A 13,213-nucleotide genomic window follows, 5' to 3' on the forward strand; every position below is an offset into this window, starting at 1 on the left:
CAGGAATCGGACCGGGCCCGGCATCGCGCTTACGGACGGCCAAGTGGAGTCACTCCGGGAGACCTGTTTCGACACTGTGCGTGACGCACTCGCTCGGGTCAGGAGGGGCTGGGCAGTGGTTGAGGCCTTACGGCGGGGAGAGATCGACGAGGCGCATCCGGACTTCACCTATGCGCAATTCCTGGATGAAGTTTCGAGCACCGGCGACATAGCGCGGCGGTTCCCATCGGATCCAACCAAACGGATTGTGCCGATCTCGGTGGCGCGACGCCTTTACCCCACAGGGAACCCCCGGGCACGGACTATGTTCCCGCTGTGGGCTGACCTCTACCCAACCACCAGCGAAATCGCCGCCGCTTTGCTCGGACTCATCATCACATGCGGCTGGAACCTCAGCGTGGCAACATCCCTCACAACCGACGAGATCAGCCGTGTCGACGCACGCGACGGCAGTGAACCTGTCCATCTGCGAGTCCGGCTACACAAACCACGCCGGGGCCCTGAAAGTGACTGGACCGAAACCTACTCGGACAACGGACCGAGGTCCAAGGCCCGGCTGCTCCAGACCGTATTGGGCCTGACCGAAGGTGTCAGACAAACGATGAGCGATACCGGCCGCGAAACGAATGCGCTGCTGGTCAGTCTGGCGAAAGGGTTCATGGGTCTTGGCGAGCCACCTTTCATGGTTCTCGGTGACGCGGGCCCGCGGACAGTGATGAACTATCTCTCGAAATGGCGTGACGAGCACCCGGAGTTGGACTTCGCGACCCCGCGTGCGCTCAGGTCGTTCTTCACCACCAGGGTGCACCCACAAGGGCATTCCCTGTCGACGAACCTCGACTACAACCTGAAAGACCCGACGGTCCGGAAAGCAATCCAGCCTGTTGTCGCCTCCGCCTTAGAGGGCCACTACAAAGATATTCAGGCCCGGGTCCTAGCAGCAGCCAGCGCAACCCTGGGCGACCTGCCGGAAAGGCATCGGAACGCTTTGGATGAGGTCAATTCAGGGGCACGTGACACCGTGGTCGCGGCCTGTCTTGACCACAACCACCACCCTGACACTAACGAACCGTGCCGCGCATCATTCCTGACGTGCTTCACCTGCAAGAACGCCGTCGTCCTCAAACGCCACCTCCCGCGCATCACGGCCCTCCACGACCACCTTGAACACCTCCGCACCGTCGTTCAACCAGGGGTCTGGAGTGACAGATTCGCCATGCATCACAGCCGTGTGGGATCGCTCCTGCAGCCCGACAGGCACTTTTCGGCGGCAGACATCGGGACTGCACGACACTCGATCACGGACCTCGACCGTGAGCGCGCTGCACGCCTGATGAACAGGATCTGGGACGCATGACCGCCCCCGCCGTTCCCGAAACGGTCGTCGACAACCAGACGCCGGTTGTTCCGCTACCCGACAGTCCGCTGTTCGCGAACCGCCGCCACCGAACCCCGGAGGGAACGGCCACGCCGGTATTCGCAGACAACGTTTGGCCCCTTCGAAACCTCTGCTTCGCCGAACACCAGGGCTCGCTTAACTTGACCTTCGCCCGCACGAACGCGGAAGGTCCGGACCCGGTCAAGGTCTACTTTTACAACGTCCTGAACACCGAGCCGCAGCGACGAACGGCCCAAATGAAAACCCGGTTTCCGGCGCCAGGGTCAGTCGCGGCCATGTACTACGCGGTGCAGCGGCTGCAAACCTGGATCGGCAAAAACAACATCGCGAGCATCGCAGCGCTAACCGAGAATGACTGGAACAACTACGCGGAACACATTGCCTCAACGGAGGCCACCTATGGGTACAAGGTCAGCCAGCTGCTTTACTTCTCCCGCGTGTGGGCACACAACGTGGACCTGCCCTCTCCATACGCGTTCCGGATGCCGCCCCGGTTCTCGGCGACAAAGCTCACCCGCTGGCTAGGTCCCGCGCCGTTTCAATACGAGAACCGAACAGAACCATTCCACCCCGACACCATCAGCGCGCTCATCGTTGCCGCACTCGGCGTCATCGACGGTTACCTCGACGGCACCCTGGCCATCGGCAGCCGCGGCATTAAGGCCGAAGCGCGACAATGGCTCCGCGATCAAGGAGAACCGTTCCAAAGGGCAGCCATCACCGCCGAGCAACTCCACCGATGGAAGCAAGCAACCGCCTGGGTAAGACGCTTCGACAAAGGAGACGTGCGGTCCGCCGCTTTCATCGTCATCGCCTATTTCACAGGAATGCGACCACAAGAAGTCCTCCACCTCGAGCGCGACTGCCTGACCCGCACCCCGGCCGGACCAAACGACAGCCGGGCCTACGAATACACAATCCGTGGACGGGCCTTCAAAGGACAACGCGACGAACACGGTGATCAAATAAGCGAGGGGGTAGTTCGGATGCAGCCGTGGGTCACCATCGAGCCCGCCGCCCGGGCCGTCGAAGCTCTCAAACGCCTCGCCCGTCCGGATAGTCCGTACCTGTTCGCAACCCTCTACAAGGACATGTCACCCAACGGAATGCGCGGCCGGCACGGGGAGGTAGTAACGGGCAAAGACGTGGGAGAGCGCCTCGGAGACTTCGTGAACCTCTGGAATTCCCACGCTGAACGTGACGGGCGGAAAGTCGTGCCAACCGATGGCGAAAGATCTGTCTTCGGAACCAGCAAGTCCCGCGTGGCAGCAGCCCGGTTCCGGCGCACCCTCGCCTACCACATCGCGAACAGCCCAGGCGGAGAAATCGCCCTTGGCATTCAATACGGCCACGTCAAAAGCGTCATAACACTTGGCTACGCCGGACGCGCCGAAAGCGGCTTCCCTGACCGAGTGGAACTGGACGCCCTGCTCGCACGGTGGGACGACCTCGCAGCCCTCACGGACGAACTCCAATCCGGTTCAAGAGTCAGCGGTCCAGCCGCCGGCCGATTCCGAGATGCCCTCAACGACTTTGCCAGCCAGTACGCCGGTCAAGTCCAGACCGAAGCCACCCTTCGCCGGCTCCAACGATCCGGACTTGCCCTCGTTCACGACAACCCGGACGCCCACAATGTCTGCGCCTACGTCGCCGCAACAGCTCTTTGTCACCCCGACCGGGATACATCCACCGCCCGAACGACGCCCGACCTGACAAACTGCCAGCGAGGGTGCCCAAACATAGCCCTCCTCGACAGCCACGCCGAGGACAAGGCACGCCAACGCGACCGACTCATCGCAGAAATCGAGTCGCTGCCACTCCCATTAGCGGACCGCAACAAACAAATAGCAGACCAGTTAGATCGTGAAGTACTGCGGCACGAACAGAACGGATTCAGCAAATGACTCGACGCGGCGACGATTCCGAAGAACGCGACAAACTCATCGCGGCGCTAATTCGCATCCTGAAAGGGCAACCGGAAAATAGTTCAGGACGGCTCTCTGTCAAGGCGGTGGCCGAAGAAGCCCGGCTTGCCCGAACTGCGCTAACCCACAAGCACCTCGACATCAAAGAACTCATCAGTCTCTGCCAGGATGCCAGGGCGGGGGAGCAGGCCATCGATCAGAGCAACCGCGTAGCAGCCCTCACGAAAGAGAACGGGGACCTCAAAGTCCTCAACGAGAGACTCGCAGCACAAGCAACTCTCGCAGCCATCGCTGCCGTCCGACCCAACCACCTCAGAGTGGTGTGACCCATAAGGGGTGGGACCCAAATACGCCTGAAACCTGCCCCGGGCAGGGGCCTGTGTGGACTTCTGGCATAGACAAGGCACTGCGGGAACTTTTGTGCTCGCGGAGACATGAATGGGTATGGAGACCATGAGTTCGTCCGTCTCAGACCAGGTGTTGTGGGACCGCAGCGTGGCAGGAGATACAGACGCCTTCCGCGACCTGTTCGTTCGGCATCGCGACGCGGTCTACAACTACTGTTTCCGACGCACGGCCTCGTGGGACGCCGCGGAGGACCTCACGTCAGGCGTGTTCTTGGAGGTCTGGCGGGGCCGACGACATCTGGCTCTGGATCGGGAGTCAGCGCTGCCATGGCTGATCGGAACCGCATCGAATCTGGTGCGCAGCCGGATGCGGTCCGCTGCGCGACGTTTAGCTATCGAGCGGCGCGCGGCGCCGCTCGACGAGATCCGCGACCCCGCCGACGCCGTCGCGGAGCACATCGATTCCGAACGGCAGATGGCCGCCGTGCTGGCTGCCATAGGACGCCTGTCCCGAGGTGAGCAAGAAGTCCTGGCCGCGTGCGTGTTCGCCGAGCTTGACTACAAGGCGGCCGCGGCCGCCCTGCATGTGCCGATAGGCACAGTGCGCTCACGGCTGTCCCGCGCCCGGGCCCGCCTTCAGGAGATCAACCGACCGGCAGAAGCCCGAGGGGGAATAGACGATGAATATCTTCGATGAAGTACCCGCCACGCGGCGCATGCCCGAAGACGCCGAGCGCCGTGCATGGGCGCGAATCAAAGAAGGCATGCACACAGGCGAGGAGAAAACAGCACACGGGCGGCCCCACGCGAAGTGGCGCTTCACGGCCGTGGCTGCTGCTGCGGCGGCCGCTGCCATCGCCGCGGCGTTCCTGATCACGCAGCCGTGGGCAGGCGTCGGCGGACCGCCCCTGTCGGCTCCCGCGCCCAGCAGCTCGACCTCCTCCTCACAGTCTTCTTCGGGCACTGGCTCGTTGCCGCCGGCGAGCCCTCCCGGTCTCCCGGGCGAACCGATCATGCTGATCGGATCGACAACCCCGGTTGGTGTGGCGTCGCTGTGGCAGGATGTCGTGTTTCCGGTGGTGCCGAGCACGGGGCGCTCGATAGCCCAGGCAGGATCCGTCATCGTTGAGGTGGGGGTGCAGGGCAGCACCCTGGTGGTGGCCAACAGCTCTGATTCGGGCGCCACATGGACGAGAAACCAGGTGGCCCTGCCGACCCCGGTGCCGTACGTCGACGTGTCTCTGTCCGGTGACGGCAAGCACTGGATCGTCGGCCCGCCACACGAGGGAGGGGCGACGGTGTCGACCTACACGGCCGCCTATGTCTCGGCGTCCGACGGCGCCCTCCAGCGGGTCTCCCTGCCCGGCCCGACATCGCACGCCGCCTGGGCTGGATCGACCCTGCTCGTGAGCGGCGGAGCGATGGACACCCACCTCTGGTCAAGCACAGACAACGGCCAATCCTTCACAGACATCAGCCCGAGTGTCCAAGGATCGATGCCGCCACCGGGGTATCAGGGCGCTCCGTCGATTTCGCTGCTGCAGCTGGGCAGCGGGGTGGCAGCCGTCGCACTTGCACCGAACGGAGCAGCCAGCACGGCGACCGTCTACGTGACGGGGAACGGTGCCACGTTCGCCAAGGGCGCCTCGGCGGACCTGTCGAACATCGCTCCCGGGTCCCTCAACGGCCTCGCCAGCACCTACGGCAGCGACGCCGCCATCGTGACCGGCGCCGGACAGTTGCTCAAGGTCACAGCCGACGGCCAGTTCCAGCCGCTCGCGATGGCGGGCATCCCCTCCGTGGTGAACTCGCTCGGAATCCAGTTCCGAGACGCCGCCAGAGGCATCGCCAGCGCCACCAAGACCACGTGCGCTGCCGGGAAGGCCGGCTGCACCACGCTCACCACCCGGTACACCACCGCCGACGGCGGAGCCCACTGGACCCCAGCACCATAAACAGCCCAAGTCCCAAAAGCTGCTGGAGGCCGGGCAGGGTTAGCTCAACACGCACACGCTCCACCCTCGCTATCGGAATCAACTAAACCCGCCAAACCGCTGTGAAAAAACCGCCATTCCGAACTAAAAGTCACACACGTGAACCGCTAAATAATCTCCGCTTTCACAAGCCCCCAGCGATGCCAACGCATACCTGAATTACTGCTACACGTCGGGCCATCGATCAGAGAGGATCATGAAATCATGAAGACCCATTCCATTAGGAAGCAGCTGGTTTACGGTGCGGCTTCGGCGATGATTGCTGTTGCCGCCGTGACCAGCCTTTCCGGGTGCTCCAGCTCCCCAGGCACCGCAGGTGCCTCAGGCACTCCGGCCCCGACGGTGAGCATGGATGCGAGCTGGGCGGATGGCTATAACAACCTGGCCGACTTGAAAGCCCACAGCGCGATCGCCGTGCAGGGCAGCTTCACACGCGTAATAGCGCAATCCAGCATCAAAACCATACCTGTCACCGATTTCGAGTTCACAGTCGAGACGGTGCTCAACGACCCGGGACACCTTGTGAGTTCCGGGGCCAAGCTGACCGTGCGCCAGACAGGCGGCACCGTGGAAGGCGTTCTCCATCAAACCGCCGACGACCCGCTGTTCAAGATCTCCGAGAACGCTGTCTTGTTCCTGAAACAACCCGAACCTGGCCTGTTCTACGTGGCCGGCGGCCCCACCGGCCGTTTTGAGGTTGTTAACGGCAAGGTCACTCCCTTAGCTCCCGACGGCGTCAAGTTCACCGGTTCGCCGGCTGACTTCGTCGCGGCGGTGAAAGACTCCTAGCTTCCCCATGCGAGACCGAAATCAAATACGCTCCACGGTCCTGCCGGTGGCAGGGGCCCTGGTTCTGTCTTTGCTCATATTGCCGGGCCGGACACGGCTGGTTGCCTGACGGCGGGCCCGGGATACGGTACACGCCGCGTTTTTCCGTGGGTGGCCGAGAACTTGGCGCGAAAAACTCTGGGATCCGTTAGGGAGCGTGGCAGGTTTCAGGCGTACTTGGGTCCTACCCCCATAAGCTGAGGCCACACCTAACAGTCTTGAGATAGCTACATAAGCAGCCAGGCGTCCGGGTGCGACTCGTCCTCCACGGCAGTGTTGCGCCAGGGCGCATACAGGCCGGCGAACGCGATGGTGGCGCCGTCCTCCGGCGCGATCTCGTAGCGCTGCTTAGGGTCCGTCCTCTTTGGCCCGGACTTCTTCCACTCCGCGTAGCCGGCGGCCGGATTATCCGTAGTCATTCGGCGGGAAATGGCATTTGGCCCGGTCGCATCGTTCAGGACGCGTCTTTAAGCAATGCGGGCTCCCAAAATATCTTGCGTAGGGATGGCTAGGCGTGGCTGCCAGCTGGAGGAATCTGCGGTCGGGTAGGAATCGTCGGCATACCCGGCAGCGCCATGAGCACCGGGCTGGAAACCCGGCGCTCAGGAACCGGGGGCGCGCGTCGCGAGGAATCGTTGCCCATCGCCGTCGATCAATGACTTCATAAGCACATGCTGTCCCTTCTCCGTTGCGAGGCCTTTGACGGACATACCTGCCTCAAGCAACGGCTGAAGCTGGTTTGTGAGAACTCCTAGCAATGCGCTGCGGCGATCTCCGTCATTCACTACGTGGTCGAGATCTAGCAGGTCCTCAAGATGCCGACGCTGAGTTTCCGGTAACAACACTTCAAGCCGGCTTTGAACGTGACACTGGGTCGGCTTTGGGCTTATTACCGGGCCGACACCTAGGAACCAGAGCCCGACGTTGACGTAGTAGCTAGGACCATATTGGGACTTCTGCAGGTTCAGGACCGCGATTGCATCTGGTCCCGTGACATACCAAGAGCCGGACTTCTTCGATCCGCCCAGAGATTTGCCGAACTCGTCAAAGGTCGTCTGGATGATGTTGCGCATGCTCATGGGCTGTAGGCTACCGCGCTTCAGTCCACGACCCGCCCGAGGAAGCTCGCTGAGCCTAGCCAGATACGCCGTGACGTGTCGATTACCCACGCGTTGCGCGGTCCAAGATCAGATTTGAGACGTGTGCCGGTAGGAGACCGCGGCGAATGTGCCGCCCACCAGGACTCCGGTGACCGCCGCGATTGCCTCAGGACTCATCAACGGAGGAAAGAGGCTGCAGAACGCATAGGCCAATATGCCCGAACTCATCAGGGCAGAGATGCCAGTGACGACCGCCCGAGTCTTGCGGGTCGCTGCCTCGGTCACGAGAAACCTGGCGCTGATCACAACGCCGGCAACAATCAGCCCAAGGATCGCCATGAGTGGGATTTCAAAAACTAGGAGGTTGATCAAACCCCAGAGGAGAACGACAGCATTCAAGTGACCCACGGTGGAACTGGCATGGAATACCACAGCTCCGACGGCACCCAAGACGGCACCGAGGCAGACCAGCCTGGCCGACACGTTTCCGGTGCGCCACCACCCCGGTCGAGTGCCACTTTTCGCCATTATTCAGCACCGCCTGTCGGAGCCTTGCCGCTTGTCGCATCGGCTGGTTGGGACAGTCTTTCGGCTTCCTCTTTGGCGGCCTGAATCACCACGAGGAAATCCGCCCGCTGGAGGTACTCCCCGCCGGGATTCCGGATAGTTTGGGAAGCGTCCCCACCGACCAGCCTCCCGTCCTACCGCAGATTAATTCCGGAGTCGACGCGGCCCGAAAGGCTCATCGGGCCACGTCGTCTCCAACTTACCGCAGATAAAGGGCTGCTATCTGCGGTAACTCCTTAGCGCCGGATCTCGGGCGTCTGCCCCTCAACCCCCTTTAAGCCCACTTGTGGGTACCGGCCTCGTCTGGTGCCCCTCGTCGCGACTCGCTGAAGGAGGATGCGCACTTCGGTCGGCCTTCGGTAGCGGCTTGTTCGGGCGTATTTGTCAGGCCTCGGAAGTGTGCCGGTAGGTGACCATGGCGAATGTGCTGCCTACAAAGGCTCCTGTGATGCCCGCGACTGCCCAGGGATTCCCTGTCTGAACAAGGTTGGAGAGGGCAAAGGCCATTCCGCCCGAAGTGACCAGGGCCACGACACCCGTGACAGTTGCGCGCGTCTTGCGGGTCGCTTCCTCGGCCACTGCCAACCTGGCAACGATCACTGCGCCGGCAACTACAACCCCAAGGATCACCAGAGCAGGCATTTCAAAAACGAAGAGGTTGAACAGGCCCCAGAGAAGAAATACGGGATTGAAACGAGGCAAGGTGTAACTGAGATGGAGTGCTAAGGCTCCGACCGTGCCCGAAACGGCGCCCAGGCAGACAAACCTGCACCATAGCTTGCCAGTGCGCCACCATCCTGGTCGCGTACTACTTTTCGCCATATTTCACCGTCCGCGTGAACGTCCCGTCGGGGTGTGCCACGGTCTGCTCGGTCGGGGTGCTCAGGGAATCAACCACCACGTCGGTCCAGCTCTGGGCCGCTTGCGTCCTGGCCGCGCCTTCCGTGAGCAGGCCCGTGATTCCAGTGCCGAGGCCAGCGGGCGGTGGCCCGGCCCACGCCGCGCCAGGCGCCGTCAGAAGCCCGGCAATGACCGACAAACCACAAACAGTGCGCAACAGCAATGAAGGACGAGACCCCACGGGACCACTTTCACGAGAAGGAAGTGCGTGGGATCCCCAAAAGATAGACCGTTCCCCCAAAGCACGGAATGCTGAGAGAAAGCTACATGCTGCCTACACAAAACCGCAATAGGCGTAGAACACTATCGCTTTATGACGAAACCAGACACACAATCCGGTCTCCCTTCACGATGACGCCAGCGAAGATCCGTCCCGCCATGGGCCAGCCCGAGACCCATATCGCGAAACTCGCCAAAGAACTCGGCGTCTCCCGGCAGACCCTCTACCGGTATGTCTCACTCGCCGGCGAGCTCCGCCCTCAAGCCCCACGAATACTCAAACACGCCAACGTTTAGCCCTTGCCGCGGAAAATGGACCCCAACGTGCAGCAGAATCACCGAAGTCCTCTTCCTTACGACACAATAAAATCCGTTTTCTGCAGCGCCCCCTTAAGCCGTCCAACTCGTCGGCTGGTCCCGAGCCACCCCTTTACCAACACCAAAAGCCCGAATCAACAACGCCAACCCAGCGAAAAGTAGAGCGACTGGCACCTTATGACACGCTCAGGAGGACTGTGCCCTTAGCGCCGGATCTCGGGCGTCTGTCCCTCACCCCCCGTTCAGGCGGGAATGCTTGTGCACGTGTTGCCCACAGCCTCTCGCGCCCTGCCGCCCGCCGCTGTGGATAGCCGGCGCCAGGCCATCCACAGAAAAGACCCGGCGTGCCGCCACCTCCCGGGCGAGTCGCCATCCACGCCTGCCGTCTTGGTCGCCGGTGGAACCGCGCAGGGAGTGGAGACGGGACCCTGACCGGCTGCGAACCATCGCCTGGGGCTCCGGCAGGCACGGGTTATACCCAATGGGGACAGCTTTGAGCTGCGCGGAGGGCTCCACCTGACCTCCAGTGGGCATAACCCGTTCCCAAGGCCTTCCAACATCGTGAACTTTTACGCTGTCATTGGTGCCTCGGCGGCGTTGATCCTGGACCGCCGAGGGCAAGGCCTGCACCGCCTAGTGGTCTGCCGACCGTGGCCTCTCCCGTGCTGCTCCGGACGCGCGGTAGTCCTTGAGCGCGGCAGCCAGAGCCCGGACGGCGGCCGGATTTTCTTGCGGACGCCCTTGCCGTGACTGACCGTGACGGGCTCTATGGGATCCCCAAGCACATCGGTGCGTGCGTTGCGGCAGGGATCGATCCGATCCTCGGCGTCGAGCTCGCCGTCCTGGACGAGGACGGGAGCGTGGGCGGGCGGGTTGTTGTCCTTGCGCACGGGCACAATCAGGGCGCCGGCTACGCGGCCTTGTGCCGGCTGGTCTCGGCCGCCCATGCCCGCAAAACCGTGGCGGTGACCAGATCGGAGATCACCGCGCATCTCGTCACCGATGCCGGCCCTGTGGGGACCGTGCTGCTTGGGCCGCTGTCCAACGTCGGGCTCAAGGTCGGGACCCGTGGTGACGGCATGGCTCTGATGGAACAGTGGCTGGCGGTCCTGCCCAGGGAAGCACTGCGGGTTGAGGTCGTCTCCCACCTGTCCGCGCCCGGGCTGCCTTTCAGCCACACCCACGCGACCAGGATGCTTCGTCTGGCCGGCAGGGCCCAGGTGAAGGCGGTGCTGAGCAACGCGGTCCGCTACGTTCTGCCGGACGGGGCGATCACCGCGGACATCCTTGATGCCGTCAGGGCGCTGCGCCGCCTGGACGAGACCGGGGTCCAGCCCACGGCCCAGGCCTGGCTCAAACCCGGACCCATGATGCAGGCCCTCGCCCTGGAGATCGCCGCCGTCGGCCAGGCCGGCGCCGCAGCCGCGAAAGCCCTGCTCGCCGAGACACAAATGCTGGCGGACCGGTGCCGGATCGACCCCGTCAGCGATGCGGGCTGGGGTGTGCCGGTCATGCCCGAAGCCTCCATCATCGGCATCACCAGCGACCCCCTCAGTGTGCTGTGGGAACGGGCCCGGGCCGGGACCAACCGGCTCTACACAGGCGCTGGCACTGCTGCTTTGGAGGTGGTGGAGTCCCGGCTGCGCTTGGAGATGGACACCATCGCCGATCTGGGGTTCGCGTCCTATTTCCTGACTGTGGCGGAGGTCGCCCGGCTCATCCGTGACATGGGCATCCGCTCCGCGGCCCGTGGCTCCGGGGCAGGGTCCCTGGTCAACTACGCCCTGGGAATCTCGTTCGTGGATCCGATCCGCCACGACCTGCTCTTCGAACGGTTCCTCAGCACCCGGCGCCGGACCCTGCCGGACGTGGACATCGACGTCGAGTCCGCCCGACGGCACGACATTTACCACGAGATTTTCCGGCGCTTCGGCCCGGAACGGGTCACCCTCATGTCGATGCAGTCCGGGTACCGGGCCCGCGGCGCGGCAAGGGACGCCGGCATGGTCCTGGGCATGGACCCGGACGACATTGACGGGATCGCCAAGAACCTCTGGCGCTTCTCTGCCTCCCATTTCCGCGAGGCCATGGCGGAGAAACCCGAGCTGCGGGACCTGGCCGAACGGGTGGAGGGCAGCCGGCAGCTGGACCTGCTGCGCCGAACTCGCCAAACTCAGCGATGCCCTGGCAGTAGAGCACCCCGAGCTGGCCAGATGCCGGTTCACCCCGCACGACTTCCGCCGCCTGTTCGCCACCGACCTCGTCAACCACGGCCTGCCGATCCACATCGGCGCTGCTCTCCTTGGGCACCTGGACGCACAGACGACGCACGGCTACGTGACCGTCTTCCAGGAAGACGTCATCCGCCACTACCAGGCACACCTCGCCGGCCGTAGGGCGGCCCGGGCCGCCCTAGAATACCGGACCCCGACCACCACCGAATGGGCCGAATTCGAAGAGCACTTCGACAAACGCAAAGTCGAGCTCGGCAACTGCGGGCGCCCCTACGCCACCCCCTGTGAACACGAACACGCCTGCATCCGCTGCCCGATGCTCCAAGTCGATCCTGGCATGATCGATCGCCTCGACGAGATCAACGAAGACCTCATCAGCCGGCGTGTGCTGGCCGAAACAAAAGGATGGCTCGGTGAGCTCGAAGGCATCGACCTCACCCTGCGTTTCCTCCAGGACAAGCGCGCAGATGCACAACGGATGGCCGGTCTGGGGCCAACCAACCTCGGGATCCCAGTTGTCCTCCCCGGACCAAGTCGAACCGGCAATTGACTGGAAGAAGCTACTTACAGATAGAGCGTCGGAGCTTCGGACGGTCGGCGGGTTAGCCAGTCATCGGTTATATGGTTCCCTGACAGTCCCGGGCTACGTGCTAATTCGAGCTTTATCGTGAAGGCTGATCAGCTTCCATGGAAGACGGCTGGGATCGCCGGCGGAGACATCAAGTGATGCTGTGACTCGTCGTGCGTCCTCTTCCAGGAGCAGGGTGCCGGTGGCGATGCGGGCATTGTTGGAGGCGATGACCCTGCCGTTGGGTCCCAGCAGGATGACCGCCGGTTCGCGAAGTTGAAGCGCCCGCAGAAAGACCCTCTCGAGCTTAGCGAGGGTAAGGTCGCACCCGAGGACGTGGGTACCTTGGGGGGTGGGTGCAGGCACGCATAGCGTGATGATGTTGATGTTGATGCCGCCGAGGTCGACGTACGGGCCGACAGCCACCGACTGTCCGGTGGTGGCCGGGAGTGTGAACCATTCACGGGTTGTGTAGTCGTAATAGTTCAGCGAGTCGGGGTTGAGGTCGTGGGTGACGAAGCGGGGGCCGCCTTTGGGCTGGCCCCTCCACCATTCCAGCCAATGCGGAGTCTCGGGGATGCTGCCGGTGGCGTAGGCGATCCCGGCGCCGTTGATGAGGTCCGAGTTCAGTTTAATGAAGTCAGCCAGCTCCTCTTTGAGGAACAGGAATTCACTGCGTCCGGGTGCCCCGGGCGCAGCATTGGCGACCGCTGTGACAGCGTCTGCAATCTTTTCCAGATCCGTGAACAGGCCGTTGATGCTGGAGGAGAGGATGGTGGCGGTCCGCTCCAGGGCTTCCATCGGGGGCTCCATG

At 63.1% G+C, this 13,213-nt stretch carries 14 protein-coding genes and 1 pseudogene; 9 read left to right on the forward strand and 6 right to left on the reverse strand.

Going from position 1 to position 13,213, the window contains the following annotated elements; translation table 11 throughout:
• Positions 1 to 115 precede the first annotated feature (115 nt).
• From QRN52_RS00300 to QRN52_RS00325, 6 genes are all read left to right on the forward strand, one after another.
• The gene (locus tag QRN52_RS00300; protein WP_284750816.1) at positions 116 to 1,357 is read left to right on the forward strand and encodes a hypothetical protein; all 1,242 of its coding nucleotides are present in this window, start codon (positions 116 to 118) and stop codon (positions 1,355 to 1,357) included.
• Positions 1,354 to 3,303, forward strand: a complete 1,950-nt coding sequence (locus tag QRN52_RS00305) for a site-specific integrase (protein ID WP_284750817.1) — start codon at positions 1,354 to 1,356, stop codon at positions 3,301 to 3,303. The genes QRN52_RS00300 and QRN52_RS00305 overlap by 4 nt, the downstream gene beginning before the upstream one ends.
• A complete protein-coding gene (locus QRN52_RS00310; RefSeq protein WP_284750818.1) occupies positions 3,300 to 3,650 on the forward strand; it encodes a hypothetical protein in 351 nt (116 codons plus the stop codon). Before QRN52_RS00305 ends, QRN52_RS00310 begins: the two co-directional genes overlap by 4 nt.
• Positions 3,651 to 3,777: 127 nt before the next feature.
• Positions 3,778 to 4,368 carry an RNA polymerase sigma factor gene (locus QRN52_RS00315; protein WP_284750819.1) on the forward strand — a complete coding sequence of 197 codons (591 nt, stop codon included), beginning with the start codon at positions 3,778 to 3,780 and terminating at the stop codon, positions 4,366 to 4,368.
• Positions 4,352 to 5,626, forward strand: coding sequence for a hypothetical protein (locus QRN52_RS00320; RefSeq protein ID WP_284750820.1), 1,275 nt, complete (start codon positions 4,352 to 4,354; stop codon positions 5,624 to 5,626). The genes QRN52_RS00315 and QRN52_RS00320 overlap by 17 nt, the downstream gene beginning before the upstream one ends.
• Before the next feature lie 243 nt (positions 5,627 to 5,869).
• The gene (locus tag QRN52_RS00325; RefSeq protein WP_284750821.1) at positions 5,870 to 6,454 is read left to right on the forward strand and encodes a hypothetical protein; all 585 of its coding nucleotides are present in this window, start codon (positions 5,870 to 5,872) and stop codon (positions 6,452 to 6,454) included.
• A 266-nt stretch (positions 6,455 to 6,720) separates the two neighbouring features.
• Here the strand turns inward: QRN52_RS00325 and QRN52_RS00330 are convergent, their stop codons facing one another.
• The 5 genes from QRN52_RS00330 to QRN52_RS00350 form a co-directional block, all read right to left on the reverse strand.
• Positions 6,721 to 6,912, reverse strand: coding sequence for an SOS response-associated peptidase family protein (locus tag QRN52_RS00330; RefSeq protein WP_284750822.1), 192 nt, complete (start codon positions 6,910 to 6,912; stop codon positions 6,721 to 6,723).
• A 183-nt stretch (positions 6,913 to 7,095) separates the two neighbouring features.
• Positions 7,096 to 7,572 carry a DUF4304 domain-containing protein gene (locus QRN52_RS00335; protein WP_284750823.1) on the reverse strand — a complete coding sequence of 159 codons (477 nt, stop codon included), beginning with the start codon at positions 7,570 to 7,572 and terminating at the stop codon, positions 7,096 to 7,098.
• 108 nt (positions 7,573 to 7,680) lie between these two features.
• A complete protein-coding gene (locus QRN52_RS00340) occupies positions 7,681 to 8,121 on the reverse strand; it encodes a hypothetical protein (protein ID WP_284750824.1) in 441 nt (146 codons plus the stop codon).
• Positions 8,122 to 8,544: 423 nt separating this feature from the next.
• Complete coding sequence (locus QRN52_RS00345) at positions 8,545 to 8,802, reverse strand: hypothetical protein (RefSeq protein WP_284750825.1); 258 nt, start codon at positions 8,800 to 8,802, stop codon at positions 8,545 to 8,547.
• A gap of 166 nt (positions 8,803 to 8,968) precedes the next feature.
• Positions 8,969 to 9,241, reverse strand: a complete 273-nt coding sequence (locus QRN52_RS00350; RefSeq protein WP_284750826.1) for a hypothetical protein — start codon at positions 9,239 to 9,241, stop codon at positions 8,969 to 8,971.
• A 170-nt stretch (positions 9,242 to 9,411) separates the two neighbouring features.
• Between QRN52_RS00350 and QRN52_RS00355 the strand changes: the two genes are divergently transcribed.
• From QRN52_RS00355 to QRN52_RS00365, 3 genes and pseudogenes are all read left to right on the forward strand, one after another.
• On the forward strand, positions 9,412 to 9,576 hold the full coding sequence (locus QRN52_RS00355; RefSeq protein ID WP_502869670.1) for a helix-turn-helix domain-containing protein: 165 nt from the start codon (positions 9,412 to 9,414) through the stop codon (positions 9,574 to 9,576).
• Positions 9,577 to 10,343: 767 nt separating this feature from the next.
• Positions 10,344 to 11,768, forward strand: a pseudogene (locus QRN52_RS00360) (DNA polymerase III subunit alpha); the annotation flags it as partial.
• Between the two features lie 166 nt (positions 11,769 to 11,934).
• Positions 11,935 to 12,381, forward strand: coding sequence for a hypothetical protein (locus tag QRN52_RS00365; protein ID WP_284750828.1), 447 nt, complete (start codon positions 11,935 to 11,937; stop codon positions 12,379 to 12,381).
• A gap of 93 nt (positions 12,382 to 12,474) precedes the next feature.
• Here QRN52_RS00365 and QRN52_RS00370 read toward each other — a convergent pair whose 3' ends face one another.
• On the reverse strand, positions 12,475 to 13,212 hold the full coding sequence (locus QRN52_RS00370) for a cache domain-containing protein (protein ID WP_284750829.1): 738 nt from the start codon (positions 13,210 to 13,212) through the stop codon (positions 12,475 to 12,477).
• Between the last annotated feature and the right edge of the window lies 1 nt (position 13,213).

Origin of the sequence: Arthrobacter sp. efr-133-R2A-120 (genome assembly GCF_030209835.1) — a bacterium.
Classification (GTDB): domain Bacteria; phylum Actinomycetota; class Actinomycetes; order Actinomycetales; family Micrococcaceae; genus Arthrobacter.

Coding starts and splice junctions, on each gene's coding strand:
- QRN52_RS00305 (WP_284750817.1), top strand. CDS start 1,354: ATGACCGCCCCCGCCGTTCCCGAAACGGTCGTCGACAACCAGACGCCG.
- QRN52_RS00310 (WP_284750818.1), top strand. CDS start 3,300: ATGACTCGACGCGGCGACGATTCCGAAGAACGCGACAAACTCATCGCG.
- QRN52_RS00315 (WP_284750819.1), top strand. CDS start 3,778: ATGAGTTCGTCCGTCTCAGACCAGGTGTTGTGGGACCGCAGCGTGGCA.
- QRN52_RS00320 (WP_284750820.1), top strand. CDS start 4,352: ATGAATATCTTCGATGAAGTACCCGCCACGCGGCGCATGCCCGAAGAC.
- QRN52_RS00325 (WP_284750821.1), top strand. CDS start 5,870: ATGAAGACCCATTCCATTAGGAAGCAGCTGGTTTACGGTGCGGCTTCG.
- QRN52_RS00330 (WP_284750822.1), bottom strand. CDS start 6,912: ATGACTACGGATAATCCGGCCGCCGGCTACGCGGAGTGGAAGAAGTCC.
- QRN52_RS00335 (WP_284750823.1), bottom strand. CDS start 7,572: ATGAGCATGCGCAACATCATCCAGACGACCTTTGACGAGTTCGGCAAA.
- QRN52_RS00340 (WP_284750824.1), bottom strand. CDS start 8,121: ATGGCGAAAAGTGGCACTCGACCGGGGTGGTGGCGCACCGGAAACGTG.
- QRN52_RS00345 (WP_284750825.1), bottom strand. CDS start 8,802: ATGCCTGCTCTGGTGATCCTTGGGGTTGTAGTTGCCGGCGCAGTGATC.
- QRN52_RS00355 (WP_502869670.1), top strand. CDS start 9,412: ATGACGCCAGCGAAGATCCGTCCCGCCATGGGCCAGCCCGAGACCCAT.
- QRN52_RS00370 (WP_284750829.1), bottom strand. CDS start 13,212: ATGGAGCCCCCGATGGAAGCCCTGGAGCGGACCGCCACCATCCTCTCC.